This window comes from Saccharothrix sp. NPDC042600 (genome assembly GCF_040647305.1).
GTDB classification, from domain to species: domain Bacteria; phylum Actinomycetota; class Actinomycetes; order Mycobacteriales; family Pseudonocardiaceae; genus Actinosynnema; species Actinosynnema mutabilis.
This window is the reverse complement of sequence record NZ_JBEZBW010000035.1, coordinates 12,785-38,376: the sequence shown is the minus strand read 5'-3', so window position 1 is coordinate 38,376 and position 25,592 is coordinate 12,785. Positions and strand designations below refer to the sequence as shown.

The following is a 25,592-nucleotide window of genomic DNA, read 5'->3' as shown; positions in this document are numbered from 1 at the left end:
CCATCATGTCCACGACAGGTTTTGCGCAGACCTTTCCCCTGAGGCGCAAGACGTGTCAAGTGGCCGTCAAGTCCACTGTGGACAGCCGGCGCACACCCGACGATCGGCGGCTTGACCAGCGCCGACCGGGTGTGCAGACTCGCCCGCGCCATGCGTGAATTCATCGCCGCGCTGCCCAAGGTGGAGCTGCACGTCCACCTCGTCGGGTCAGCCTCCCTCGACACCGTCCTCACCCTCGCCCGCCGGCACCCGCACCGCGGCGTGCCCACCGACGAGGCCGACCTGCGCGCGTTCTACGAGTTCACCGACTTCACCCACTTCATCGACGTGTACGCCAAGGTCAACGACCTGGTGACCACCGGCGACGACGTGGCCGCGCTGGTGGTCGGGCTGGCCGAGGAGCAGGCGCGGCGCAACGTCCGCTACGCCGAGGTGACCGTCAGCGCGACCAGCCACCTGCGGACCGGCATCGCGCCCGACGAGCTGGACGAGGCGCTGGCGTCGAGCCGGGCGGAGGCGTGGGAGAAGCACGGCGTCGAGCTGGCGTGGGTGTTCGACGTTCCCGGCACGTGGGATCGGGACTTCGGGGTGACCAGCGCCCGCTACGCCGTCGACCACCGCCCGCCGGGCACGGTCGGGTTCGGCCTGGGCGGCGCGGAGTCCGACGCGCCGCGCCGGGCGTTCCGGGAGGCCTTCGCGATCGCCCGGGACGCCGGGCTGCGCAGCGTGCCGCACGCGGGCGAGACCACCGGGCCGGACCAGATCTGGGAGGCCCTGCGCGACCTGGGCGCGGAGCGGATCGGCCACGGCACCGCCGCCGTGCGCGACCCGGAGCTACTGGCCCACCTGCGCGACAACGGGGTCGTGCTGGAGGTGTGCCCGACGTCGAACCTGCGCACGGCCGCCGTGGGCCGGATCGAGGACCACCCGCTGCCCAGGCTGCTCGAAGCCGGGGTGCCGGTGACCATCGCCACCGACGACCCCGGCATGTTCCACACCGACCTCGACGCCGAGTACCTGCTGTGCCACGAGCGGTTCGGCCTGGGCCGGAGCGAGCTGGCGGACCTCGCTCGCGCGGGCGTGCACGCCAGCTTCGCCTCCCCGGAACGCAAGGCCGAGCTCCTCGCCGCGATCACCGCGGTGGAACAGGGGTCCTGACCCGGCCGCCGACCACCGCCACGCCCAGCGCCGCCACCGCCATCAGCGCGGCGACCCAGTTCGGCGCGGTGTAGCCGAACCCGGCGTCGATGGCGAGGCCGCCGAGCCACGCGCCCGCCGCGTTGCCCAGGTTGAACGCGGCGATGTTCGCCGCCGAGGCCAACGCGGGCGCGCCCTCGGCCTGCTGGAGCACCCGGCTCTGCAACGGGGCCACGGTCGCGAACCCCGCCACGCCCAACAGGCCGATGGTCACCGCGCCCAGCACCTGCGACTGCGCGGTGAACACGAACACCGCCAACACCACCGCCAGCACGGCCAGGATCGCGTACAGGCTGGGCATCAGGCTGCGGTCCGCCGCCCGGCCGCCGAGCACGTTGCCCACGCACAGCCCGGCCCCGAACAGCACCAACAGCCACGTCACCGCGCCCGGCGAGAACCCGGCGACCTCGGTCATCATCGGCGCGATGTAGGTGAAGGACGCGAACACCGCCCCGAACCCGAGCGCCGTCGTGCCCAGCGCCAACCACACCCCCGGCCGCCGGAACACCTCCAGCTCACCGCGCAACCCGTCCGACGCGGGCTGCGGCGGGACCAGCGCCAGGATGCCGACCAGACCCACGACGCCGAGCGCGGTCACCGCCCAGAACGTGGACCGCCAGCCGAACTCCTGCCCCAACGCGGTGCCCATCGGCACGCCCAGCACGTTGGCCACGGTCAGGCCGGTGAACATCAGCGCGATCGCCCGCGCCTGCCGGTCCGGCGCGACCAACCCGGACGCCACCACCGCGCCCACGCCGAAGAACGCCCCGTGGCACAACGCCGCCACGACCCGCCCGACCATCAGCAACGGGTAGCTGTCGGCCACCGCGCACAGCAGGTTGCCGAGGATGAACAGCACCATCAGCCCCACGAGCAAACGCTTGCGCGGCACCCGCGAGCCCAACGCCGTGATCAGCGGAGCGCCCACGACGACGCTCAGCGCGTACCCCGACACCAGCAGGCCGGCGGCCGGGATGGACACCTGGAGGTCGGCCGCCACCTGCGGCAGCAGTCCGACGATGACGAACTCGGTGGTGCCGATGCCGAACGCGCCGATGGCCAGCGCGACGAGTGCGAGGGGCATCGCTACCGCTCCCCCAGCCAGTCGGCGAGTTCGGCCAGCAGCACGCGGTAGTCGTCCAGCACGCCGTCCATCAGCAGGAACGCGTGGATCGTGCCCTTGAACCCGCGCAACCGCACGGGGACGCCGGCCGCTTCCAACTCTTGCGCGTACCGCTCGCCGTCCGTGCGGACCGGGTCGTGCTCGGCGGTGGCGACGAAGGTGGGCGGCAGGCCGGTGAAGTCCGTGGCGCGCAGCGGGGCGGCTTCGGCGTCGGCCTCGCGGTCGCCCAAGTACTGCCGCCAGAACCAGCGCATCCCCTCGCGTTCCAGACCGAAGCCGCGCGCGTTGTCCACGTAGGACTCGGTCTCGAAGTCGGTGTCCAGCGGCGGGTAGACCAGCACCTGGAACTTGAGGCGGTCCTTGAACTCCTGCGACAGCACGGCCGCCAGGGTGCCGCCCGCGCTGTCGCCCATGATGCCGAGACTCGCCACGTTCAACTCCTCCGCGTGGTCCAGGAACCACTCGGTCGCGGCGCGGCAGTCGTCCAGCGGCACGGGGAACGGGTGTTCCGGGGCCTTCTGGTAGTTGACGGCGAGGACGGCGTGGCCGGTGGCGTTGGCCAGGGCGCGCAGGGCCACGTCGTACACGGCGAGGTTGAGGGTGACGAACCCGCTGCCGTGCAGGAACACGATGCCGGGGAAAGGACCCTCGCCGGTCCGCGGGTAGTAGACGCGGGCGGGGAGGTCTGCGGTCGGGCCGGGGATGAAGAGGTGCTCGACCCGGGCCGGCTCCTTCGGCCCCTGGAGTTCCAGGTACCCGAGGCCGGCCTGGCGCGCTTCGAAAGCGGTGAGGGTCTCCAGGGGCGCCGCGCCGGCCCACTTGTCGAGGACGGCGCGGGCTTGGTCGTTCAGTGCCATGATCCGATCGTGCGCGCGCGTCACCCATAAGTCCAAGGCATAGATCTACTGGTCGATATAAAGTGTCTTCATGACTCTGCGGCAGTTCGAGTACCTGGTGACGGTCGTGGACGAAGGGTCCTTCACGCGGGCCGCCGAGCTGCTGCACGTCACCCAGCCGGCGCTGTCGCACCAGATCAGGGCGTTGGAGAAGGCGGTGGGCACGCCGTTGCTGGACCGGCTGCCGCGCACGGTGCGGCTCACGCCGGCGGGTCGCGCGTGGCTGCCGTTCGCACGCCAGGCGCTCGCCGACGCCGAGCGGGCGTTGACGGCGGCGCGGCGGGCGGGCGGCCTGGAGTGCGGTGAGCTGCACGTGGCCACGCTGTACTCGCTGACGCTGGGCGTGCTGCCGCCGGTGTTGCGGGCGTGGCGGGCGCGGCACCCGGACGTGCGGATCAGGCTGTTCGAACACCGGCACACCGACGAGCTGCGCGAGGCGATGGCCGACGGGCAGGCGGACGTGGCGATCGGGCCGGAGCCGGCGGGCTGGCCGGGGTTCACCCACGCGCTCGGGGTGGAGGAGTTCGTGGTCGTGGTGCCGGCGGACAGCGCGTTGACCTCGCCGGTGGACCTGCGGGTGTTCGCCGGCGAGGGCTGGGTGCACTACGCGCCGGGCAACGGGCTCGCGGACCTGGTGGACGCGGCGTGCCGGGAGCGCGGGTTCCAGCCGTGGGCGGCGGTGCGGACCGAGCAGACGGCGGCGGCGCCCGTGCTGGCGGCGGCGGGCCTCGGGCCGGCGCTGGTGCCGCGCAACGTGCTGCCCGAGCGGTTCGACGGGGTGGTGCTGCGGGTGGACCCGCCGGTGCGGCGCACGCTGGTCGCGTACAGCCACAAGGAGCCCGACCCGCTCACCCGGGCGTTCATCGGGTTGCTCGGCGAGGCAGGATGTGTGCGGTGAGGCTCGTGGTCCTGGGCGGTGGCGGGTTCCGGGTGCCCCTGGTGCACCGGGCGCTGGTGGGCGACGGTCTCGTGGACGAACTGGTGCTGCACGACGTAGATGCGGCGCGGCTGGCTCGGGTGCGGGAGGTGTTGGGGCGGCCTCCGGCCCCCGGTTCCATCGTCTCACGCGGTACCGACGGTCTCGGGCCTCGTGTGTCGGCGACGACGGATCTGGACGAGGCGTTGCGGGGTGCGGACTTCGTGTTCTCCGCGATCCGGGTCGGCGGGTTGGCCGGGCGGGCGATCGACGAGCAGGTCGCGCACGCGCACGGGGTGTTGGGGCAGGAGACAGTCGGTGCGGGCGGGATCGCTTACGGGTTGCGGACCGTTCCGGTCGCGCGGGAGATCGCCCGGCGGGTCGCCGAGGTCGCGCCGGAGGCTTGGGTCATCAACTTCACCAACCCCGCCGGGCTGGTGACCGAGGCGATGGCCGCGCACCTCGGTGACCGGGTCATCGGGATCTGCGACTCCCCCTACGGCCTGTGCCGGCGGGTGGCGCGGGTGTTGGGCGTCGAGGACGCACGGTTCGACTACGCCGGGCTGAACCACCTCGGCTGGCTACAGGGCGTGTACGTCGAGCGGGAGAACCTGTTGCCCCGCCTGTTGGGCGACGACGACGCGTTGCGGTCGTTCGAGGAAGGGCGGCTGTTCGGGTCCGAGTGGCTGCGGGCGTTGGGGGTCATTCCCAACGAGTACCTGCACTACTACTACGACACGCGTGACGCCCTGGGTGACGACCGGGGCGCGTTCCTCCTGGCGCAGCAAAAACGGTTCTACGACGGTGAAGTCGATTGGGAGACCACCCGGCTCGAACGGGAAGCCACCTACATGAAGCAGGAGCGCGACTCGTTGGAAGGCGGCGGGTACGAGCATGTCGCGTTGAAGCTCATGCGTGCCATCGCCAACGACGAGCGTGCCGACCTGATCCTCAACGTCCGCAACCGAGGAACGTTGTCCACAGTGGACCTCGAAGCGGTGGTTGAAGTGCCGTGCACGGTTGACAGGGGCGGTGCGCGGCCGAACGCGGTCAGCCCGTTGCCCGGTCACGCCGCCGGTCTGGTGCAGACGGTCAAGGCGATCGACCGGCTGGTCCTCGAAGGCACTTACCCCGCCGCGCTCGCGGCGTTCGGCCTGCACCCGCTCGTGGACTCCACCAAGACCGCGAAGAGCCTCCTGGACACCTACCTCGACCGGCACCCGGAGCTGGCCTACCTCAGGTGAGCCCGCCCCAGGGCGTCCGCCCGCCGCGTGGTCTCCGGCAACCGCACCTCGCACAGCCGCAACACCTCGGCGCACGCCCGGTCCAGGTCGATCCGGTGCCCCACGGACACGAACACCGGCTTCACCCCGGTCCGCGTCCGCAACGCGCGGCCCACCACCTCGCCGTCGTCCACCAGGTCGGTCCACGCGCCGCGCTCGGCCGCGGGCACCTCGAACGCGCCCATCGGCGTCTTGGCCACCCCGACGCTGGGCAGGTCGGTCAGCACCCCGATGTGGCAGGCCAACCCGAACCGCCGGGGGTGCGCCAGCCCCTGCCCGTCGCACACCAGCAGGTCCGGGCGCACCGTCAACCGGTCCAGCGCGGCCAGCAACGTCGGCAGCTCGCGGAAGGCGAACAGCCCCGGCACGTACGGGAAGTCGGCGACACCGGCCACCACCGCCGCGTCCACGGTCTCCAACGTGGCGGCGTCGAGCACCACCACGGCCCCGACCACCCGGTCGTCGTCGGCGTAGGCGACGTCGAGCCCGGCGACGTGCCGCACCGCGAACCCGGGGGCCGGCTCGGTGACCACCGACGGCCGCAGCCGCTCCTGCTCGGCGACCGCCTCCTCCGGCGTCACTCGTGCCTCACCGCCGCCCGGTGCGCGGCCAGCAGGTCGTCGCCGAAGTCGCCGGACCGCCTGCGCCACACCGAGTGCGCGTGGTTGGCGTCGTTGGCCGTGTTGTCGTACTCGATGAGCAGCTCCGGCCCCTGCACGCGGTAGTAGTGGCCGGCGCCGCGCGACGCCGAGCCCTGCCACGCGAAGTGCAGGCGGTCCAGGTCGAGCTGGTCGAACTCCTCGTCGGCCAGGTCGCTGTGCAGGCGGTCCAGGTAGTAGCGCACCAGCCCGACCAGCAGGCCTCGCGACGCCCGGTCCAGTTGCGCCGGCGTGACGCCCTGCGGCTCGATGTCGCCGACGTGCGGCGCGTTGCCCGTGTAGAGGTCGGGTGGCGGCCGGTCGGACACGACGGCCAGGCCGCGGGCCGTGCGGCCCATGCGGTCGAGGAGTTCGCGGGCGAGTTCCTCCTCCAGCCGCAGGGGCTGCGCGACCGTTCGGCCCCGGTAGGTGACCCGCGCCGGGTTCGCGCCCAGGAAGAACGGGGTCGCCGACACGCGCCCGTCGGCCACCACGACGCTCACCGACAGGTGGTGCCCCTCGACGCGCCAGCCCCACGGCTCGTCCGAGCCCGGTTCGCCGAGCAGGACGGTCCAGTAGTCGCCCTGGTGCCGGTCGCGCCGCCCGGCCTCGCGGTCGTCCAGCACGTCCTCCAGCGCCATGACCGCCGCCGCCTGCGCGTAGGCGTGCGGGCTGAGCACGCACGCCAGCAGCCCGTGCACGGCCTTGCGCTGGGCGCGGTCGAGATCGCCGAGGACCAGCCCGGGACGCGCTCCGGGCGTGTAGGCCCACGTGCGGCGCAGGTCGTCGTCGGTGACGTCGCGCACCGCTTCCGCGCGCTGCCGCTCGTCGAGCAGGTCGGCGAACCGGCGGGTGGCCTCGGCGATCTCGTGCAGCATCACTCGAACTTATCCGCCGCCAGGTTCCGCAGCAGCAGGTGGCAGTTCCGCAGCGACCCGGAGGTGTCGCCCAGCGACCGGTAGATGCCCCACTTCGGGCGCAACCGGTCGCCCAACCAGGTGTCCACGCCGGTGCGGGTCTTGTCCAGCACGGTCGTGCCGCCGCTGCGCACGACCCACCGGACGCGGCCGGACGTGCCGTCGCCGACGCGGATCTCGACCGAGGTGTCGATCCACCTGTCGTGCAGCGGCGCCAGGTCGGTGTTGCCGACCAGGACGTTGCCCTCGACCACCTTGAACTCGATCTTCTGCACGCCGTTGGTGCGGCGCAACGACATCACGGTGACGGGCGCGGACCCGACCCCGGGCATCTTGGTCTGCATGATGTGCGTGAACGTGGTCGTCGCCTGCAACGTGCTGGGGATGAACATCGAGTACGTGAAGCGCCACGTCTCGCCCTGGTAGATGTTGACGTTCGCGCCGTTGGCGCGCATCCCCGCGACCTCGTTGCGCTGCCGGTCGGTGGACGTGTCGCGGTCCACCGTGTGCATGTCGAACCGGTAGTCGCTGCCCTGCGTGTAGATGTGCTGGACGCCGGGGTGGGAGTCCGCGCGGTCGTCCTCGATGCTCTCGAACGCGCTCAAGCCGCCTTGAGCGGACCACTTGCGCCGCCACGTGGCCGCGTGCGCCACTCCACCCCCGATGAGCAGCGGCGACGCCGCGATGCCTGCCAGCACTGAACGACGGGTCGGTGCCACGTCGTCTCCTTCCGCCACGGAACCACGCGGCGGTCCGGCAAGCTTGTGGCCTGAGGGGGCGAATTGACAAGAGCATTCCTGCGGTTCTGGGCCGCCGACACGGTGTCGCTGGTCGGCACGCACATCACGACGCTGGCGCTGGCCGTCCTGGCGATGGACGACCTGGCCGCGTCCGAGTTCGAGGTGGGGCTGCTGCGGGCCGCGCCGTGGGTGCCGTACCTGCTGTTCGGCCTGCTGGCGGGCGTCGTGGTGGACCGGTACCGGCGGTGGCCGATCCTGGTCGGCGCGGACCTGGCGCGGTTCGTCGTGCTGGGCCTGGTGCCGGTGCTGCACGCCGTCGGCGCGCTGACCCTGCCGGTGCTATTTGCGCTGGTCACGGTATTCGGCGCGCTGTCGCTGATGTACGACGCGGCGCACCAGTCGTTCCTGCCGAAGCTCGTGCCGGCGACCTGGCTGGCCACCGCCAACGCCCGCATGGAACAGACCCGGGCGACGGCGCAGACGGCCGGGCCGACCCTGGCGGGATGGTTGATCACGGCCGTCGGCGCGCCGCTGGCGATCCTCGTGGACGCGGTGTCCTACCTGGCGTCGGGTCTGGTGCTGACCACCCTGCGGGTCGAGGAGCAGGTCGTGCCGCCCGAACGCCGGAACCTGCGGCGTGAGCTGCGCGAAGGGCTGGCGTGGGTGTACCGGCACCCGGTGCTGCGGCCGTTGGCGGTCACGTCGCACATGTGGTTCCTGTTCGCCGGGCTGGCGGCGACGGTGTTCCTGGTGTTCGGCTACGACGTGCTGGGGTTCTCGCCGTTCGAGCTGGGCATCGCGTTCGCGGTGGGCGGGCTCGGCACGGTCGTCGGCGCGTCGCTGTCCACCCGGTTGGCGGTGCTGCTGGGCGGTCCGGGGCGGGTGATCGTGCTGGGCCGGTGGTCGACGCCGGTGGCCTACGCGCTGGTCCCGTTCGCGGACTCGACCGTGACCGGGCTGGTCCTGCTGTCGGCCGCGCAGCTCGTGTGGGGCTTCGGCGTGGGCGCGGACAGCCCGCCGGAGATGGCCTACCGGCAGGCCATCACGCCCGACCACCTCCAGGGCCGGATGAACGCCACGATCCGCTCGCTGAACCGGGCCATGATCGTGGTCGGGGCTCCCCTGGGCGGCCTGCTGGCGGGCCTGTTCGACCACCGCACCGCGCTGTGGATCGCGGTGGCCGGCCTGGTGGCGCAGGCCGTGCTGATCACCCGCGTCCGCGGCGTCCGGGAGATGAAGGCGCTCCCCGACGCGCCCGCCGCCTGACATGCTGGGCGACGTGTGGAACGGCGCCCGGCTCGACCTCGACGCGTACCTGGCCCGGCTCGGCGGTCCCGAGCCGGAGCTCGCCGCCCTGCACCGCGCCCACCTGCGGTCGATCTCGTTCGAGAACGCGGACGTGCTCGCCGGCCGGCCCATCGCGCTGGACGTGGAGTCGTTGCAGGACAAGATGGTCCGCCGCCGGCGCGGCGGTTACTGCTTCGAGCACAACCTGTTGTTCGCCGCCGTCCTGGAGCGCCTCGGGCACCGGGTGACCGGTCTGGCCGCGCGGGTCCTGCTGGGCCGCACCGGCGACCTCCCGCGCACGCACGCGCTGCTCGTGGTGGACGGGCAGTGGGTGGCGGACGTCGGGTTCGGCGGCGGCGGGCTGCTCGCGCCGATCCCGCTGGAGGCCGGGGTGGGGGTCGCCCAGGGCGACTGGACGTTCCGGCTCGACCACGCGGACGGCGTGTGGACGCTGCGGTCGCGGCAGGGCGGCGAGTGGGTGCCGCTCTACGACTTCACCGAGGACCCGCGCTCGCCCGCCGACTACGAGATCCTCAACTACTACCTGTCCACGCACCCGGCGAGCGCGTTCGTCGGCCGCTTGCTGGTGCAGCGCACCGACGAACACGCCCGGCACACGATCACCGATCACGAGCTGACCGTGGCCACTCCGGACGGTCCACCGCGCAAGCGCACCCTGACCTCCGAGGAGCGCGACCTCGTGCTGCGCCGCGACTTCGGGCTGGAGCTGCCTACGGCCACGGGTCCAGCGCCGGTCGCGTCCCGCTGACCTCGCCCAGCGGCTCGCGCCCGGCCAGCCACACCACCAGGTCGGTCGCCTCGCCGCGCAGCTCGTGCGGCTCGCCCGCCCCGATCGTCCACTCGCGACCCGGCGACACCAGGGTGAGCCGGACGCCGTCCGGGACGCGCTTGGCCAGGAAGTCCACGGCGTGCTCGCAGAACGCGGGCGAGAAGGTGACCGGTCCGAGGCCGAGGTCGAACGCGTGGATCTCGACCTCCCGCCACACGGCGTACGCGGTGTCCTCCAGCGTGCCGTCGCGGTAGGCCACGGGCGTCGACCAGTCGTGGACGCCGGCCCAGGCCTTCTCCAGCCGCGTGACGGCCGCCGCGATCGCCGCGCGGTGCTCCGCCGCCGACCGCCCGGCCCGCTCCTCGATCGCCGCGTCCCGGGCCGCCCGACCACCGGGGTAGGGCTCCAGCCCGACGCCCTCGTTCTCCGCCTGCCGCGCCATGGCCTCCGTGACACCCGCGATGTGGGCCAGCACGTGCCCGCGCGTCCAGCCGGGCAGCACGGACGGTTCGCGGACCCGGTCGTCGGTCAGGTCGGCGACCAGCACGGTGAGCCGGCGGTGCGCGTCGAGCGCGTCCCCGGTGATCGTCACGCTTCCCCCTAATGGGATCGTTGGCTTCAACCGTTAGTCAACCTAGCGGGTGGGGCCAAGGAAGTCCATTAGGATGGGGAGGATGAACCGCGCGCTGGAGTTCGCCGCCACGGTCCGGCACGACGGCCACGGCGGACTGGACGACACCCTGTCCTCGGTGGAGGCACTCGAAGCGTGGTCCGGCGTGCCCGCCACGGAAGGGTTGCTGCACGCGGTCATCGAGCTGAGGTGGGCGGTCCGCTCCCTGTTCGCGCACGCGGCGGAGGCCGGCACCCGCATCGACACCCCGCACCTGCGCCCGCTGGACGAGGCCCTGCGCACGGTCAACGCCGCCGCGGCCGCCGCCCCGAGGGCCGCCCGACTGGAGTGGGGCACCCCGCCGACGCTGCACCACGTGGACACGGCCACGCCCGGCGACCGCCTCCTGGCCGACCTCGCCACGGCAGCGATCGAACTCCTGGCGAGCGCCGAGCGCGACGACCTGCGCGCGTGCCCGTCCCCGCGCTGCATCCGCTACTTCGTCCGCACCCACCCCAAGCAGCAGTGGTGCAAACCGTCGTGCGGCAACCGCGCCCGCGTCAGCCGCCACTACCACCGCACCCGCGACTAGCGACGCCACAGGGGACGCGCCGGCGGCGGCACGCGGAGGCGGCCGGCGGCGCGCGAGACGTAACCGGCGGCCGCGCGCGGAACGCGACGCCCAAAGCGCCACGCGACCGGCGGAGGCGCGCGGGACGCGACACCAACCGCCCCACGCGACCGGCGGCGTCACGTCCCGCGCGACGCCGCCGGTCGGTCAGCCCTGGACGATGTAGGCCGTGAGCTGGTCCTGGTCTTCTTCCAGTTGGCTGATCCGGCTCTTCACCACGTCGCCGATGCTGACGATGCCGACCAGCCGACCGTCGGCCACCACCGGCACGTGCCGGATGCGGCGTTCGGTCATCAGCACCGACAGGCTCTCCACCGAGTCCTTCGGGGAGCAGGTGAACACCTCGGGCGTCATGATGTCCTCGACCGGCGAGTCCAGCAGCGCCGGGCCGCGGTCGTGCAGCCTGCGCACGACGTCCCGTTCGGACACGATCCCCGCGATGCCGTCCGGTCCGACGACGACCATCGCGCCCACGTTGTGCTCGGCGAGGGCGGCCACCAGCTCCGCCACCGTCGCTCTGGTCCCGACCGTCGCGACGGCCGAGCCCTTGGTCCGCAGGACGTCAGCGATCCTCATGTGGCGCCTCCCTGATCCCGGCCAGATCCGGTGCTACCCACCTCAGGCTAGTTCGCCCGGCGCTCCAGCGGCAGATCATCCGCCCGATGGGACCACCGCAGTTGTGCGGCCGACGCGGTGATGCCCAGCGCCGTGACCACCAGCAACGCCACGACCGTGGGGGTGAACGCGCCGATCGCCGCGCCGAGCGCCGGACCGGCGGAGAACCCGAGGGTGCGCAGCAGGGAGGTCAGGCCGCCGGACGTGCCGACCAGGTCCGGCGGGGTCTCGGCGAGGATCGCGGCGGCGTTCGGGCCGGCGAACAGGCCGTGGCCGACGCCGAGCACCGCCAGCCGCCAGACCAGGTCGGCGGTCGGGGTCGTGGCGTCCACGGGCAGCAGCAGGGCCGTGCCGACCAGGGCGACCACCGCCCCGACCGCCGCGACCGGCACCGCGCCGAACCGGTCCGCCAGCACGCCCGCGACCGGCGAGAACACGGCCATGCCCGCCGACATCGACAGCACCGCGAGCCCGATCACCACCGCGGGCCGGTCGGCGATCAGGTAGGGCACGACGAAGTTCAACGCCGCGATGCCCACGATGATCAACGGCATCGCCGCCAGCGCGAGACCCAGCCGGGGCCGGCGGAGCATGTCCCGCACCGGCCGCGCCTCCGGCAGCCGCAGCCACACCACGAGCGCCAGCACCGCCACCGGCGCCAGGTAGACGTGCACGAACAGCGCCGTCGCCCCGACGCCGACGACCGCCGCCTCCAGCAGCAGGCGCCGGCCCGGCCACGGCAACCCCCGCTCCGAACGCGGGATCGTCCGCAGCCCGACCAGCACCGCCACCAGCACCACCGGCACGTTGATCAGGAACACCGACCGCCAGCCGAACGCGTCGGTCAGCACCCCGCCCAGCGCCGGCCCCGCCACCCCGCTGACCGGGATCAGCGTCAGCACCAGGCTCATCGCCCGCCCCCGGTGCCGCGGGTGGACCGCCGCGCCGATCACCGGCATGGTCACCGCCCCGATCAACGCGCTGAACAGGCCCTGCGCCGCCCGGCCGGCCAGCACCAGCCCGGCCGTCGGGGCCAGCGCGATCGCCAGGCCGGCCACCCCGAACCCGATCACCGACAACAGGAACGCGGGCCGGTGCCCGGCGCGGTCCAACCAGCGGCCGGCCGGGATGCTCAACGCGACCATCGGCAGGTTGTAGGCGTGCAGGACCCACTGGGTCACGGTCGGCCCCGCGCCCAGGTCCTCGCCCATGACCGGCAGCGCCACCACGACGGCGGTCAGGTCCAGCGCGGCGAGCACCACCGACAGCGCCACCGCCAGCACGGCACCCCAGCGGGTCACGCGTCCACCAACGCCTTCAGCAGGTCGGCCAACGCGGTCCGCAGGTCGTGGTCGAGCAGCCGGCCACGCTCGTCGAACCGGCGGACCGCGTCCCCCACCGCCACCTCGCCGGGCACCACCCGCGCGCCCGCGGCGGCCAGGACGCGGCGGGCGTCGGCCTGCGCGGTGACCGCGCCGCGCGGACCCGGGCCCGCCCCGACCACCCCGGCGGGCTTGCCGGTCAGCACACCGGCGCCGTACGGGCGGGACGCCCAATCGAGTGCGTTTTTCAGCTGTCCGGGAAGGGAGTTGTTGTACTCGGGGGTGGCGATGAGCACCGCGTGCGCCTCGGCGACGGCCTTGCGCAGCCCGGTGACGGCTTCGCCCGGCGCCTCCTCGGCGTCCTCGTCGAACGGGGGCACGGCGGCCAGGTCGTCCCACACGGTCAGTTCCGCGCCGGGCGGCAGCTCGTGGCGGGCGGCGGTCAGCAGCCTGCGGTTGAACGACTGGCCGCGCAGGCTGCCCGCGATGCCCAGGATCGTGATCGTCATGCCCACGACGGTCGGTCTAAGGCGTCCGGCGGCACATCGGGCAACAGCCTTATTCGAACAGCCCCAGTCGGTGCGCGGTGGCGGCGGCCTCGACGCGGTTGGCCACGCCGAGCTTGCCGAGGATGTTCGACACGTGGACGCTCGCGGTCTTCGCCGAGATGAACAGGCGTTCGGCGATCTCCCGGTTGGCCAGGCCGTCGGTGACCAGCCGCAGGATCTCCACCTCGCGGGCGGTCAGGCCGAAGGAGTCGCGCTTGGCGGCGCCCTCGCCGGTCAGGGTGACGTGGGCGCGGCGCGCGAGGTCGGCGGCCCGGGCCCGCAGGGGTTCGGCTCCGAGGGCTTCGGCCAGCGTGACGGCGCGGCGGAGGTGGTCGGCGCGGGCTCTCGGGTCCTGAGCGGCGTGGTCGAGGAGGGCGGAGGCGAGGTGGAAGGGCTGGTCGAGGGCCTCCCACGCGGCGATCGCCTCGGGTGAGCCGTGGAAGGTCAGCGACCACGCCCGCTGCACCGGCCCGACGACCGGCAGCGGCCTCCGGCCCCCGTCTCCATCGTCCCACGGGGTACCGACAAGACGGGCGCGGCGGGCGAGCACCAGCAGGGGCCAGGCGAAGCGGGACGCGTGGGCCAGGTGGGGCAGTCGCAGGGCCGGCAGCAGGACGTCGGCGGGGTCGCCGCCTTGGGCCAGGCGGATCTCGGCGGTCAGGCGGGTGAGCAGCAGCGGGTCTTGGCTGAAGCCGGAGCCGACCAGGTCGCGGGCTCGGGTCACGGCCCACTCCGCGCGGTCCGGGTCGCCCCGGTGCAGGTCCACGTAACCCCTGAGGCACAGCAGGTGGGCGTGGTGGTTCGGGGGTGGCGCGTGGTCCAGGGCGTGGTCGACGCAGTCCACCGCCTCGTCCCACTTGCCGGCCGCCACCTGGGCCATCGCCAGCGCCACCGCGTGGTCCACGCCGGCCGACCTCGCCAGGCCCAGTTCGCGGGCGGTGCGGAGGCCGTGGCGGGCCAGGGACTCGGCCCGCTCCAGCCTGCCGAACGCCTCGGAGAGGGACGACTCCCAGCGCACGGCCCGCAGTCGGATCTGGTGCGCGGCGACGGATTCGGCGATCGCCGCCGCCCTGGCCAGGCGCGGCAACTGGGCGTCCAGGTCGCCTTCGCGGGCGTCCAGGACGGCCAGGGTGATCAGGGCGGCGGCCTCGGACGGGTCGTCGCCGGCGTGGTGCGAGGCGGCCAGGGCCTGTTGGGCGGCGGCGCGGGCCTCGTCCGGCGCGGGCACCTCCATCAGGCGGCCGGCCAACGAGTTGAGCAGGTAGCCGCGGATCGCGTGGCCCTCGGGCACGGTCCGCACCGCGCGGCGGTGGTCGTCGAGGGCCTCCGGACGGCCCAGGCGGGCCAGCATGCGGGCGCGCTGCTCCAGGACCGCCGCGTACCGGACGCGTTCGGCGTCGAGGTCGAGCGACCCCAGCAGTTCCGTGGTCAGCTCGACGCCCCGGGTGTCCTCGCCGGCCCGCCACGCGGCCTCGCCCGCGTTCTCCAGCACGGTGCTCCGTTCGACGCCCAGGTGCCCGGCGTGGTCCCACAGCGCCAGGACGCGTTCGAGCATCGCCAACTGCTCGGCGTAGGCCAGGGCGCGGCGGGCGGTGTCGGCGGCGCGCCACGCGGCTTCGACGGCGCCGGTCAGGTCACCGGCGGCGTGGCGGTGGTGGGTGAGTTCGGCGGCGGCGTCCTCGGGAAGGGCACGCGCGTAGCGGGCGTGCAGGTCCGCCCGTTCGCCGGGCAGGAGGTCCGCGCACACGGCGTCGCGGATCAGGGCGTGCCGGAACGCGTACCCGTCGCCGTCCACGACCAGCACGCCACCGTCCACAGTGGACCTTATGGCGGTCGTGTCCACGACTTCGCTCAGCACCGCGTGGGGGACGCGCGCGCCGCCGACCGCGGCGGCCCGCACGATCGCGACCGCGTCCGGACCCAGGCGGTCCACCCGGCCCAGCAACAGCTCGGCCAACGACCGCCCGGCGGACCCGTCCAGCAGGGCCTCCACGAACAGCGGGTTGCCCGCGCTGCGCCGGAAGACCGTCCGCGCGAACTCTGGATCGGGCTCGCCGCCGAGGATCTCGCGCACCTGCCGCCGCACGTCCGCGGCGGACAACCGCCCCAGCGCGACCGACCGCACCCACGGCAGCCGCCCGAGCTCGGCCAGCACCGCGCGCAGCGGACGGCTCGTCTCGTCGGTCCGGTGGGTCACCACGATCAACGACCGCGGCACCGCGCGCTGGTTGCGCACCAGGAAGTCCAGCAGGTCGCGGCTGGACCGGTCGGCCCAGTGCGCGTCCTCCACGACCAGCACCACCGGCCGGTCCTCGGACAGCCGCGCCAGCAGCGCCAACACGCCCTCGAACAGCCGGGGACGCGCCTCGTCACCCGGACGTGGTTCGAGCCCCGGCACCAGCGGCGCGAGGTCGGCCCGTTCCCGCTCGCCCAACCCGATCCCGCGCAGGGCGGCCACGAACGGCGCGAACGGCAACCCGTCCAGCTCGACGCACCCGCCGACCAGCACCCGCGCGTCCAGCCCGGCGACGAACTCCGCCACCAGCCGGGACTTGCCGACCCCCGCCTCACCGCCGAGCAGCACGGTCGCGGGCGCGTCGGCGAGCGCCTCGCCCAGCCGCGCGACCTCCGCCGCCCGACCCACCAGGACCGGGCTCACCCGCTGTGCGCTCATGACGCCACGAGCCTAGACGAATTCCGCGCGGCACAAAGAAAAAGGGAATGCGAGCACACCGCCGGCACCGCGTGATGAGCGCGGTGCCGGCGGTGCCGGATGGCCGTTCCGCGGGGAACTGTCGGCCCCCGATGCCACAATGGACATCGGGGGCCGCGGGCCGCGGCGCGCTCAGCCGCCGTTGCGGCGGAAGAGCCTGCGCCCGACGAAGTTCGCCTGCTGCGGCCGGCCGGGGATCTTGTTCACGCCCGCGTTCTTCTGGGCGTGGCCGCGGCGTTCGCGGCGGTTGGGCACGTACTCCGGCTCCTGCTCGGGCTGCTCGCCCTCGGCCGGGACGTCGTTCTGGTCGATCATCGGTCCTACCCCCTCGGTGTGGCGTTGTCGCTGGTCAGCGACGCCGCATGGCGTACTGGCGCGGGTTGGCGACGATGAGCCGCCCCCCGCCGAAGCGCGGCTGGGCCGCACCCTGGGCACGACGGGCCTTCCGGTTGGTCGGCAGCGCGTCGTGGTGTTGTTCAGTGCGCATGGTGGGCATGCGACCGCCTCCTCATACGAATTCGAGGCGTGCAAAGGCATACGACCGCGAAAGGGTCGTCACAGAGCCGCTAGGGCCACCAGGAAGAGAAGCGCTCGGCACGGGCGCGAAGCCTCGCGTGCGGCGCGGAGGAGGAGAACCTCAGATCTGGAAGAACATGTCGATGACGTTAGCGCGTCCCGTGCGCGGATGCCAAGGACTTATTCGGGCGATCAAGATCACCGCGCGACGAGGCAACCCGCACCGCCGGGCCCATCGCCAGCGCGGCGGCCAGGAACAGCCCGCCCAGCACGAGCCACCCCACCGCGCCGCCGCCCAGCACCAGCGTGGTCAGCAGCAGCGGCCCGACGGTCCGCGCCACGGCCGTGCCCGTGCCGTAGAACCCCTGGTACTGCCCCTGCTTGTCGGCCGGCGCCAACCCGAACCCGATCTCCCACGACCCCGCGGCGTGCAGCATCTCCCCCACCACCTGCACGGCCGCCGCGACCACCAGCACCGCCACCGCGACCCCCGCGCCGCGCCCCTCGGACAGCGCGAACACCCCGCACGACACCAGCAGCAGCACACCGCCGCGCCGCACCGACCGCACCGCCGTGCGCAGGTCCGTGACCCCGCGCGCCAACCGCACCTGACCCACCACGACCGCGCTGGTGTTGAGCGCGAAGAGCGCGCCGACCACCCACGCGGGCGCGTCCGTCCGCTGCACGATCCACAGTGGAACGACCAGGCTCAGCATCGGCATGTAGAGCAGGATGACCGCGTTCACCAACGCCACCACCGCGTACGGCCGGTCCCGCAGCACCCCCGCCCGCTTCGGCCCGGACACCCGGACCACCACCTCCGGCAGGCCGAGCAGCACCAGCGCGGCGACCAGGAACCCGGCGGCGTCCACCGCGAACACGGTCAGGTACGCGGCCGGGGTGTCCAGGTGCAGCGCGACCGCGCCCAGCCCGGCGCCGACCGCGAGCCCGGCGTTGAGCACCGACTGGAGCACCGCCCGCACCCGCGTCCGCCGCTCCGGCTCGACCAGCCCGGCCAGCAACGCCTGCCGCGCTGCTTGCAACCCGCTCTGCCCGGACGTGTAGAGGCACGCCGCCGCCAGGAACGCCGGCAGCGACCGCACCACGAGGAACAACGCCAACGCGCCCGCCGTCACCACGGCCAGCGCGACCGCGATCCGCCGCGCCCCGAACCGGTCGGCGAGCTGCCCCAGCGGGATGCCGGCCACCGCGCCGACCGCCCAGGCCAGCGTCAACGCGAACCCGACCTGGGCGACGGACAGCCCGACGACCCGCGTGAAGAACAGCGCCGACGACACGTAGAACGCGCCGTCGCCCACCGAGTTGACCGCCTGCGCCAGCGCGAGCCGCTTCGTCGTTCCCATGCCGATGACGCTAAGCGGGCGATTGGCCCACGAGAAGTGCCATGCCCGACCCGAGAACTTGGGCCAATCACTCCAGCTCGGCGCGCCGCTCCTCGACGATCTCGCCCTCCACGACCTGGCCCTCCACCACGAACGGCACCTCGGCGCGCTCGGAGAAGAACCGCCGCGCGAAACCGCCCACCGCCCGCGTGGTCACCGCGTCGAACCCGCCACCGATCACGCCACCCACCAGGGGGACGCCCTTGGCCAGCGTGATCGCGCCCTTCGACGTGCCGTACTTGGCCAGCAGCGTGAACCCGACCCGCTTGTTGATCTCCCGGATGAGCTGCGCCGGGATTCGCTCGATCAGGTTCATCGTGAGCTTCGCGCCCACCTTGATGCCCGCCTTCTTCAGCACCTCGGTGCCGGCGTTGCCCAACAGGCACACCAGGATCGCCGTGCGCACCTCGTCGCTCTCCAGGTCGTGCCCGTAGACGGCGGCGATCGAGGCGATCAGGTGCGTTTGGACCAGGTAGGCGGCGGCGACGTTGGCGGGCAGCGTCACCGGGAGGGTGATGAGCCCGCCGATGTTGGTGGCGAACCCCTGGATGCCCGCGGCGGCGACGTGCGTGCGGATCAGGTTGCGGACCGCCTCGTCCCTGGTCAGGCCCCGGTCGAGCAGGTCGGACGCCATCGCGCGGGCGCCCTTGAACGGGCCGAAGCCCTCGATGCCGACCTTGAGCAGGTGGTCCACGGCTCCTTGCTGCGCCTTCGCCAGCGCACCGGGTTCGTCGGCCATGACACCGAGGTTACGCGGTGGTGCAGCGGGTAGCCGACACCCATGGACATGTCCACCTTGGGAGAGGTGCTCCGGGAGCGCGGACCGTTCGCCTCGGTCTACCTGGACGCCTCGCACGACACGGAGGACGCGGCCAAGGCGCTGGAGCTGCGCTGGCGCGGGCTGCGCGACGACCTGGCGCGACAGGGCGCGGACGAGGAGACCCTGCGCGCGATGGACGCGGCGGCCCGGGAGCCCGCCGTGGGCAAGGCCGGCCGGGCGCTCATCGCCGCCGGCGGACGGCTCCTGCTCGACCGGCCGCTGCCACGACCACCGGCCGCCGACTCGGCCCGCTGGTCCCGCCGCCCGAACCTGCTGCCGCTGGCCAGTCTCATCGAACCGCAGGTGCCGCACGTCGTGGTGGTCGCCGACCGGGCCGGCGCGGACCTGCACGCCTACGACGGGCGGGTGGAGACGTCGACGGAGGTGCGCGGCGACCAGCACCCGCTGCACAAGGTCGGCGGCGGCGGGTGGTCCCACAAGCGCATGCAGAACGCGGTCGAGGAGACCGCCCAGCGCAACGCGGCCCGCGTGGCCGAGGCCGCCGAGACCCTGGTCGAGGGGCTGAACGCCCCGCTGCTCATCCTGGGCGGCGAGGTCCAGGCCCGCGCCGCGGTCCGCGAGGAGCTGAGCCCGCGGTGCCGGGACGTCCTGGTCGAGGTCGAGGGCGCGAGCCTGGCCGACGGGACCGACGACGAGGCCTTCGACGCCGCCGTGCGCTCCCTGGTCGCCCAGCACCGCCACAGCCGGGAGCACGAGGTGGTCGAGCGCTTCACCGCCGAGTCCAACCGCGACGGCGGTCTGGCGGTGCAGGGCATGGAGAAGGTCGTGGCGGCCCTGCGCGAGGCCAACGTCGCCGCGCTCCTGATCGCCAACCGCACCCCGCTGGGCGACCGGATGGTGTTCGCGGGCGACGACCCGGCCCAGGTCGCGGTCCGGGAGTCCGACCTGCGCGCGCTCGGCGTGGACCACGTCGAGCGGCAACCGGCCGACGAGGTGCTCACGACGGCGGCCGGCGCCACCGGCGCGGAGGTCGTGATCACCGACGAGGCCCGCCTGTGGGAGGGCGTGGGCGCACTCCTCCGGCACACCTGACACACGCGGAAGGGGCGGGACCCGAGCGGGTCCCGCCCCTTCTCCACGTCCGCGGTCAGACGGCCGCCGCGACCACGTCCTCAGCCGGCTTGGCCTCGGGCTCCACGACCTTCTTGTTGCGCCGGTTGCGCTTCTCCAGCGTGTTCGCCAGCCACGTGAGCAGCAGGCACATCCCGATGTAGACGGCGGCCACCACGATGGTGATCGGCACCAGCGGGCGGCCGAACTCGAACTGACCGCCGAGGAAGCGCGCCTCGCGCAGCAACTCCTCGTACTCGATGATGAAGCCGAGCGCGGAGTCCTTCAGCAAGACCACCAACTGGCTGATGATCGCCGGCAGCATGGCCCGGACCGCTTGCGGCAGGAGCACGAAGTTCATCACCTGCGTCTTGCGCATGCCCAGGGCGTACGCGGCCTCGCTCTGGCCCCGCGGCAGGGACAGCACACCCGCGCGGAACACCTCGGCGAGCACCGACCCGTTGTAGAGCGTGAGGCCGATGACGACGGAGTAGAACGTGCCGCCCATCGTCAGACCGGTCAGGTCGCCGATCGTGGTGTCGAGCTTGGCGCCCAACCCGAAGCCGTAGTGCGAGATGAAGATCAGCACCACGAGCGGGACGGCGCGGAAGAACTCCACGACCACCAGCGACGGCACCCGGACGAACTTGTGGTCGGAGAGCTGGCCGGCCGCGAAGATCGCGCCGAACAGCATCGCCAGGATCGCGCCCGCCACGAACGCCTTGAGCGTGTTGCCCAACGCGCTCAGCAGGCGCAACTGCACGTATTCGTACTCCAGCCACGACCACTTCTGGCCGTCGAACTGCCCGCTGTCCGCGAACCGGTAGACCACGAAGGCGATGCCGGCGAGCAGGACGAGGGTGCCGAGCACCGCGTAGAGGCGGTACCGCAGCCGAGCCTTCGGCCCGGGAACGTCGAAGAGGACCGAGGCGCTCATCGGGCGATGCTCCACCGCTTCTCAAGGCTGCGTTGCAGCAGGGTCATGGGGATCACGGGGATGACGAAGAACAGCGCCACCCACAGCAGGCCGATCAGCTGGCTCTCACCGCGCTCGGCCAGGTTGGCGCTGATCGAACCCGCCTGGAACACCGAGAAGCCGGCCGCGATCGTCGTGTTCTTCAGCAGCGCGATCATCGTGCTCATCAACGGCGGCACCACGGCGCGCGTCGCCTGCGGCAGCACCACGGAGCCGAGCATCTGGCCGAAGGTCAGGCCCAGCGCGCGGGACGCCTCGGCCTGGCCCACCGGGACGGTGTTGATGCCCGACCGGACGACCTCGCAGACGAACGCGGACGTGTAGAGGATCAGGGCGATCAGGGCGGAGGTGAAGTAGTAGCGGGAAGCCGAGCCGCCGAACGACGCCGCGTCCAGGATCTTGAGCAGCGGGAACGCGAACGCGAAGAAGAAGAACACCAGCGTCAGCGGCGTGTTGCGCACGACGGTGACGTAGAGGGTGCCCGCCGCGCGGAAGATGGGTACCGGCGAGACGCGCAGCATCGCCAGGATCGTGCCCAGCACCAGCGAGCCGACCGCGGAGTAGAGGAACAGCTCAATGGTGTTGAGGAACCCCGGCCCGTACAGGTCGAGGTTGTCGAGCAGGACGTTCATCGTCTTCCTCGGCTAGCAGGGTCGGGGGAGGGCCGGTCGCCTCAGAGGATCAGTACCGCTCAAGCACCGGCTTGGTGGCCGGCGAACCGGACTTGCCGAGGGTCGCGTTGTAGATGCTCTCCCACTGGCCGCCGGTGATGGCCGCCTCCAGGATGTCGTTCACCTTGTCGCGCAGGGCCTTGTCGTCCTTGGCCAGGCCGATGCCGTAGGGCTCCTTGGAGAAGGGCTTGCCGACGACCTTGAACACGTCGGGCTGCTGCGCCGCGTAGCCCTTGAGGATCGCGTCGTCGGTGGTGACCGCGTCGACCGCGCCCTGCTCCAGCTGCTGCACGCACTGCGAGTAGTTCTGCAGCTCGACGATGTTGCCGGCCTCGGTCAGGCCCTCGTTCTTGACCTTCTGGATCGGCGTCGAGCCGGTGACCGAGCAGACCTTCTTGCCCTTGAGGGTCTCCGGGCCGGTGATGGTGTTGTCGGTCTTCTTCACCAGGAGGTCCTGGCCGGCGGTGAAGTACGGGCCGGCGAAGGAGACCTGCTGCTTGCGCTTGTCGTTGATGGTGTAGGTGCCGACGTAGTAGTCGACGTCACCGTTGATCAGCGCCTGCTCGCGACCGGCGGAGGCGATCGCCTTGTACTCGATCTTGTCGTCGCCGTAGCCGAGCTTGGCGGCGATCAGCTTCGCGATCTCGACGTCGAAGCCGCTGTACTTGCCGCTCGTCGGGTCCTTGTAGCCCAGGCCCGGCTGGTCCTCCTTGACGCCGATGACGACCTTGCCGCGGGCCTGGATCTTCTTGAACGTCTCCGAGCCGTCCACCTTCACGTCGGTGGCGACCTGCTGCGTGGGGGCCGGGGTCGACCCGCCCGGGGTCCCCTCCTTGCCGCACGCGGTCAGGGCGAGGCCGCCGGCCAGCAGCGCCACCGCAAGGGTGCGAACCCTCATCGTCTTACTCCTGCTCTTCGTCGGGGTCTGGCGGCGCCAGGCTTGAGCGCCGCGGTCAAAGGGACTTCAGTGGGTCAGGATCTTGCCAAGGAAGTCCTTCGCGCGGTTGGACTTCGGCGCCGAGAAGAACTCCTCGGGCGTCGAGTCCTCGACGACCTCGCCGTCGGCCATGAAGATCACCCGGTCCGCGGCCTTGCGGGCGAAGCCCATCTCGTGGGTGACCACGAGCATGGTCATGCCCTCGCGGGCCAGGGTCGTCATGACGTCGAGCACCTCCTGGACCATCTCCGGGTCCAGCGCGGAGGTCGGCTCGTCGAACAGCATCACCTTGGGCTTCATCGCCAGGGCGCGGGCGATCGCCGCCCGCTGCTGCTGCCCACCCGAGAGCTGGGCGGGGAACTTCTCCGCCTGGTTCGCGATGCCGACCCGCTCCAACAGCTCCATGGCCGTCTTGCGGGCCTGCGCCGACGGGGTCTTGCGCACCTTGACCGGCGCGAGCATCACGTTGTCCACGATGCTCTTGTGCGCGAACAGGTTGAACGACTGGAAGACCATGCCGACGTCCGCGCGCAGGCGCGCCAGCTCCTTGCCCTCCGAGGGCAGCGGCTGGCCGTCGACCTCGATGGTGCCGGCGTTGATCGGTTCGAGGCGGTTGATCGTGCGGCACAGGGTCGACTTGCCCGAGCCCGACGGCCCCAGCACGACGACGACCTGGCCCTTGGGCACCTCAAGGTTGACCTGCTTGAGAACGTGGAGAGGCCCGAAGAACTTGTCCACGCCCGCCATCCGGATCATCGGCGGAGCAGGTGTGGGGGCGGTCATCAGATCCTCCAGTCGGGGCTCGGAGAGCGATGGCGGGAAACCTAGGTGTGAATCACCACACCAGTCCAGGCGGTTGAGCAAGACTTAGGGTCTCAACTCTGTCACAGGCAGGCGACAATAACTCGGGAGGACGCCGGTGCGCGTGCTGTTGGTCGAAGACGACGACCGCGTGGCAGAAGCGCTGGTCCCGGCGCTGACACGGCGGGGTTTCAGCGTAGACCGACAGGCAACCGGTCGGGGGACGCTCGATCGGTTGGCCGGTATCGACGTCGTGTTGCTGGACCTGGGTCTGCCGGATATCGACGGGGTCACGCTCTGCCGCAATATCAGGGCTGCGAGTGACGTCGCCATCATCGTCGTGTCGGCCCGCGGGGAAATCGACGACCGAATCCTGGGTTTGCACGCCGGCGCGGACGATTACCTGGTCAAGCCCTACGACGTCGGCGAACTGGTGGCGCGCGTGCACGCGGTGCGGCGGCGGCGCGGCGACCCGGTCGGGGTCGGCGGCACCGGCACGGAGGTGTTCGAGGTGGCCGACGTGCGGGTGGACCTGGCCCGGCACGAGGTCACCGTGGCGGGTGAACCCGTGGCGCTGTCGCGCAAGGAGTTCCAGGTGTTGGCGCTGGTGATGGCGGCGGGTGGCGCGGTGTGCACGCGGGAGCGGATCCTGGCCGAGGTGTGGGGTCGGACGTGGGCGGGGGCGAACCGGACGCTGGACGTCCACGTGGCGACCCTGCGCACCAAGCTCGGGCGGCCGTCGCTGCTGGAGACGGTGCGCGGCGTCGGCTACCGGCTGTCGGTGACCGGCTGACATGCGCTCGCGGCTGCTCGGGATCGTCCTCACCCTGGTGGTGCTGGTGCTGGTCGGCATGGGCGTGCCGCTCGGGCGCGGGGTCGCGGCGACCGAGCAGCAGGAGATGTTCCTGGACCGGCTGACCGACACGGCGCGTTTCGCGTCGGTCGCGCAGCGTCCCCTCATCGACGACCAGCCGACGGTGATGGAGCGCGAGCTGGTCCGCTACCAGGAGCTGTACGGGATCAAGGTGGCGTTGCTGGACCGGTCGGGCACGGTGGTGGCCGCGTCCGGCCCGGTGGACCTGTCGCCCGACGGCGTGCGCGAGCTGGTGGACAGCGCGCTGGCGGGCCGGCAGCCGACCGCGCCGGAGCTGTTCATGCCGTGGGACCGGGTCGAGCTGGTGCTGGCCGAGCCGGTGCTGGCCGACGGCGAGGTGCGCGGCGCGATCGTCACCTTCTCCCCCACCGACAAGACCCGCCGCGAGGTCGCCCTGTGGTGGTCGGTGCTGCTCGTGGCGAGCCTGCTGGTGCTGGCGCTGGGCGTGTTCGCGGCGCTGCCGCTGGTGCGCTGGACGCTGCGGCCGGTGCGGGCGCTGGACGACGCCACGGGCAGGCTGCTCGCGTCGGTGGTGTCGGGGCGGGCCGTGGAGCCGGTGGGGTCGGCGTCGGGGCCGCCGGAGCTGCGGCAACTGTCGCGGTCGTTCGACCAGATGGCCGCGAACGTGACCGACGTGCTGGCCGCGCAGCGGGCGTTCGTCGCCGACGCCTCGCACCAGCTGCGCAACCCGTTGACCGCGCTGAAGCTGCGGCTGTCCAACCTGGAGGGTCACGTCTCCGGCGAGGCCGAGGTGCACCAGGTGGCCGCGCTGGACGAGGCCGACCGGCTCAACCGCATCCTGGACGAGCTGCTGGCCATGGCCCGCGCCGCCGCCCCGTCGGTGGACCCGCTGCCGGTGGAGGTGGACCAGGCCGTGGCGGGCCGGCTGTCGGCCTGGAACGCCGCCGCCGCGGCCCGCTCGGTGCACCTGGTGCTCGACGGCGAACGCGGCGGGCGGGCGCTGGCCCCGCCGCGCGGCGTGGAGGCGGTGCTGGACGCCCTGCTGGACAACGCGCTGAAGTTCGCGCCCGACGACACGCTCATCCGGGTGGACGTGCGGCGGCGCGACGGCGTGGTGCGGCTGTCGGTGCGCGACGAGGGGCCGGGGCTGTCGCCGGAGGAGCTGGAGCGGGCCACCGACCGGTTCTGGCGGTCGCCGGCGCACCAGAACATCCAGGGCTCGGGGTTGGGGCTGGCGATCGTGCGGCAGATCGTGGAGCGGGTGGACGGGTCGGTGGAGCTGTCGCTGCCCCCGGAGGGCGGGTTGCGGGTCAGCGTCACGTTCCCGGCCGTGTGA

At 72.6% G+C, this 25,592-nt stretch carries 27 protein-coding genes; 9 read left to right on the top strand and 18 right to left on the bottom strand.

What is annotated here, in order from left to right:
• The first annotated feature begins 150 nt into the window (after positions 1-150).
• Entirely contained in the window at positions 151-1,158 is a 1,008-nt protein-coding gene (add, locus tag AB0A74_RS21630) for an adenosine deaminase (RefSeq protein ID WP_358251903.1), read from the top strand.
• Here add and AB0A74_RS21625 read toward each other — a convergent pair.
• Both AB0A74_RS21625 and AB0A74_RS21620 read right to left on the bottom strand, forming a co-directional pair.
• Positions 1,133-2,281 carry an MFS transporter gene (locus tag AB0A74_RS21625; RefSeq protein WP_358251901.1) on the bottom strand — a complete coding sequence of 383 codons (1,149 nt, stop codon included), beginning with the start codon at positions 2,279-2,281 and terminating at the stop codon, positions 1,133-1,135. The two genes, add and AB0A74_RS21625, sit on opposite strands and share 26 nt — an antisense overlap.
• Before the next feature lie 2 nt (positions 2,282-2,283).
• Entirely contained in the window at positions 2,284-3,177 is an 894-nt protein-coding gene (locus AB0A74_RS21620) for an alpha/beta hydrolase (protein WP_358251899.1), read from the bottom strand.
• 70 nt (positions 3,178-3,247) lie between these two features.
• Here AB0A74_RS21620 and AB0A74_RS21615 point away from each other — a divergent pair, with 70 nt between their 5' ends.
• Complete coding sequence (locus tag AB0A74_RS21615) at positions 3,248-4,114, top strand: LysR family transcriptional regulator (protein WP_358251897.1); 867 nt, start codon at positions 3,248-3,250, stop codon at positions 4,112-4,114.
• Complete coding sequence (locus tag AB0A74_RS21610) at positions 4,111-5,376, top strand: 6-phospho-beta-glucosidase (RefSeq protein ID WP_358251895.1); 1,266 nt, start codon at positions 4,111-4,113, stop codon at positions 5,374-5,376. The genes AB0A74_RS21615 and AB0A74_RS21610 overlap by 4 nt, the downstream gene beginning before the upstream one ends.
• Here AB0A74_RS21610 and AB0A74_RS21605 read toward each other — a convergent pair.
• From AB0A74_RS21605 to AB0A74_RS21595, 3 genes are read right to left on the bottom strand one after another with little or no spacing between them, the layout of a single operon-like run.
• Positions 5,364-5,996, bottom strand: a complete 633-nt coding sequence (locus AB0A74_RS21605; protein ID WP_358251894.1) for an endonuclease V — start codon at positions 5,994-5,996, stop codon at positions 5,364-5,366. The genes AB0A74_RS21610 and AB0A74_RS21605 overlap by 13 nt on opposite strands.
• Positions 5,993-6,931 carry a DUF3500 domain-containing protein gene (locus AB0A74_RS21600; RefSeq protein ID WP_358251892.1) on the bottom strand — a complete coding sequence of 313 codons (939 nt, stop codon included), beginning with the start codon at positions 6,929-6,931 and terminating at the stop codon, positions 5,993-5,995. Before AB0A74_RS21600 ends, AB0A74_RS21605 begins: the two co-directional genes overlap by 4 nt.
• A complete protein-coding gene (locus tag AB0A74_RS21595) occupies positions 6,931-7,689 on the bottom strand; it encodes a heparin lyase I family protein (RefSeq protein ID WP_358251890.1) in 759 nt (252 codons plus the stop codon). Before AB0A74_RS21595 ends, AB0A74_RS21600 begins: the two co-directional genes overlap by 1 nt.
• 63 nt (positions 7,690-7,752) lie before the next feature.
• Here AB0A74_RS21595 and AB0A74_RS21590 point away from each other — a divergent pair, with 63 nt between their 5' ends.
• Complete coding sequence (locus AB0A74_RS21590) at positions 7,753-8,976, top strand: MFS transporter (RefSeq protein WP_358251888.1); 1,224 nt, start codon at positions 7,753-7,755, stop codon at positions 8,974-8,976.
• A gap of 13 nt (positions 8,977-8,989) precedes the next feature.
• Positions 8,990-9,766 (top strand): arylamine N-acetyltransferase, encoded by a 777-nt coding sequence (locus tag AB0A74_RS21585; RefSeq protein ID WP_358251886.1) that lies wholly within the window; start codon positions 8,990-8,992, stop codon positions 9,764-9,766.
• Here AB0A74_RS21585 and AB0A74_RS21580 read toward each other — a convergent pair.
• A complete protein-coding gene (locus AB0A74_RS21580; RefSeq protein ID WP_358251884.1) occupies positions 9,729-10,379 on the bottom strand; it encodes a maleylpyruvate isomerase family mycothiol-dependent enzyme in 651 nt (216 codons plus the stop codon). The two genes, AB0A74_RS21585 and AB0A74_RS21580, sit on opposite strands and share 38 nt — an antisense overlap.
• 82 nt (positions 10,380-10,461) lie before the next feature.
• Here AB0A74_RS21580 and AB0A74_RS21575 point away from each other — a divergent pair, with 82 nt between their 5' ends.
• A complete protein-coding gene (locus AB0A74_RS21575) occupies positions 10,462-10,989 on the top strand; it encodes an ABATE domain-containing protein (protein ID WP_358251882.1) in 528 nt (175 codons plus the stop codon).
• A 186-nt stretch (positions 10,990-11,175) separates the two neighbouring features.
• Here AB0A74_RS21575 and AB0A74_RS21570 read toward each other — a convergent pair whose 3' ends face one another.
• The 8 genes from AB0A74_RS21570 to AB0A74_RS21535 all read right to left on the bottom strand — a co-directional run bounded on the left by AB0A74_RS21570 (position 11,176) and on the right by AB0A74_RS21535 (position 18,884).
• On the bottom strand, positions 11,176-11,604 hold the full coding sequence (locus tag AB0A74_RS21570) for a CBS domain-containing protein (protein ID WP_358251880.1): 429 nt from the start codon (positions 11,602-11,604) through the stop codon (positions 11,176-11,178).
• A 47-nt stretch (positions 11,605-11,651) separates the two neighbouring features.
• A complete protein-coding gene (locus AB0A74_RS21565) occupies positions 11,652-12,944 on the bottom strand; it encodes an MFS transporter (protein WP_358251879.1) in 1,293 nt (430 codons plus the stop codon).
• On the bottom strand, positions 12,941-13,474 hold the full coding sequence (locus AB0A74_RS21560) for an NAD(P)H-dependent oxidoreductase (RefSeq protein ID WP_358251877.1): 534 nt from the start codon (positions 13,472-13,474) through the stop codon (positions 12,941-12,943). The genes AB0A74_RS21565 and AB0A74_RS21560 overlap by 4 nt, the downstream gene beginning before the upstream one ends.
• A 49-nt stretch (positions 13,475-13,523) precedes the next feature.
• On the bottom strand, positions 13,524-16,187 hold the full coding sequence (locus AB0A74_RS21555; RefSeq protein ID WP_358251875.1) for an AAA family ATPase: 2,664 nt from the start codon (positions 16,185-16,187) through the stop codon (positions 13,524-13,526).
• Between the two features lie 171 nt (positions 16,188-16,358).
• Positions 16,359-16,541: a hypothetical protein gene (locus tag AB0A74_RS21550; protein ID WP_358251874.1), complete on the bottom strand. Its 183-nt coding sequence runs from the start codon at positions 16,539-16,541 to the stop codon at positions 16,359-16,361.
• A 34-nt stretch (positions 16,542-16,575) separates the two neighbouring features.
• Complete coding sequence (locus AB0A74_RS21545; RefSeq protein ID WP_358251872.1) at positions 16,576-16,713, bottom strand: hypothetical protein; 138 nt, start codon at positions 16,711-16,713, stop codon at positions 16,576-16,578.
• Between the two features lie 178 nt (positions 16,714-16,891).
• Positions 16,892-18,106, bottom strand: a complete 1,215-nt coding sequence (locus AB0A74_RS21540) for an MFS transporter (RefSeq protein ID WP_358251870.1) — start codon at positions 18,104-18,106, stop codon at positions 16,892-16,894.
• A 67-nt stretch (positions 18,107-18,173) separates the two neighbouring features.
• Positions 18,174-18,884: an EcsC family protein gene (locus tag AB0A74_RS21535; RefSeq protein ID WP_358251868.1), complete on the bottom strand. Its 711-nt coding sequence runs from the start codon at positions 18,882-18,884 to the stop codon at positions 18,174-18,176.
• 48 nt (positions 18,885-18,932) lie between these two features.
• Here AB0A74_RS21535 and AB0A74_RS21530 point away from each other — a divergent pair, with 48 nt between their 5' ends.
• Entirely contained in the window at positions 18,933-20,018 is a 1,086-nt protein-coding gene (locus AB0A74_RS21530) for a Vms1/Ankzf1 family peptidyl-tRNA hydrolase (RefSeq protein WP_358251866.1), read from the top strand.
• Positions 20,019-20,073: 55 nt separating this feature from the next.
• Here AB0A74_RS21530 and AB0A74_RS21525 read toward each other — a convergent pair whose 3' ends face one another.
• The 4 genes from AB0A74_RS21525 to AB0A74_RS21510 form a co-directional block, all read right to left on the bottom strand.
• A complete protein-coding gene (locus tag AB0A74_RS21525) occupies positions 20,074-20,973 on the bottom strand; it encodes an amino acid ABC transporter permease (RefSeq protein ID WP_358251864.1) in 900 nt (299 codons plus the stop codon).
• Positions 20,970-21,644: an amino acid ABC transporter permease gene (locus tag AB0A74_RS21520; protein ID WP_358251863.1), complete on the bottom strand. Its 675-nt coding sequence runs from the start codon at positions 21,642-21,644 to the stop codon at positions 20,970-20,972. Before AB0A74_RS21520 ends, AB0A74_RS21525 begins: the two co-directional genes overlap by 4 nt.
• Positions 21,645-21,693: 49 nt before the next feature.
• A complete protein-coding gene (locus AB0A74_RS21515; protein ID WP_358251861.1) occupies positions 21,694-22,581 on the bottom strand; it encodes a glutamate ABC transporter substrate-binding protein in 888 nt (295 codons plus the stop codon).
• A gap of 66 nt (positions 22,582-22,647) precedes the next feature.
• The gene (locus tag AB0A74_RS21510) at positions 22,648-23,376 is read right to left on the bottom strand and encodes an amino acid ABC transporter ATP-binding protein (protein WP_358251957.1); all 729 of its coding nucleotides are present in this window, start codon (positions 23,374-23,376) and stop codon (positions 22,648-22,650) included.
• Positions 23,377-23,539: 163 nt separating this feature from the next.
• Between AB0A74_RS21510 and AB0A74_RS21505 the strand changes: the two genes are divergently transcribed.
• Positions 23,540-24,214: a response regulator transcription factor gene (locus tag AB0A74_RS21505; RefSeq protein ID WP_358251859.1), complete on the top strand. Its 675-nt coding sequence runs from the start codon at positions 23,540-23,542 to the stop codon at positions 24,212-24,214.
• A gap of 1 nt (position 24,215) precedes the next feature.
• Entirely contained in the window at positions 24,216-25,592 is a 1,377-nt protein-coding gene (locus AB0A74_RS21500) for a HAMP domain-containing sensor histidine kinase (protein WP_358251857.1), read from the top strand.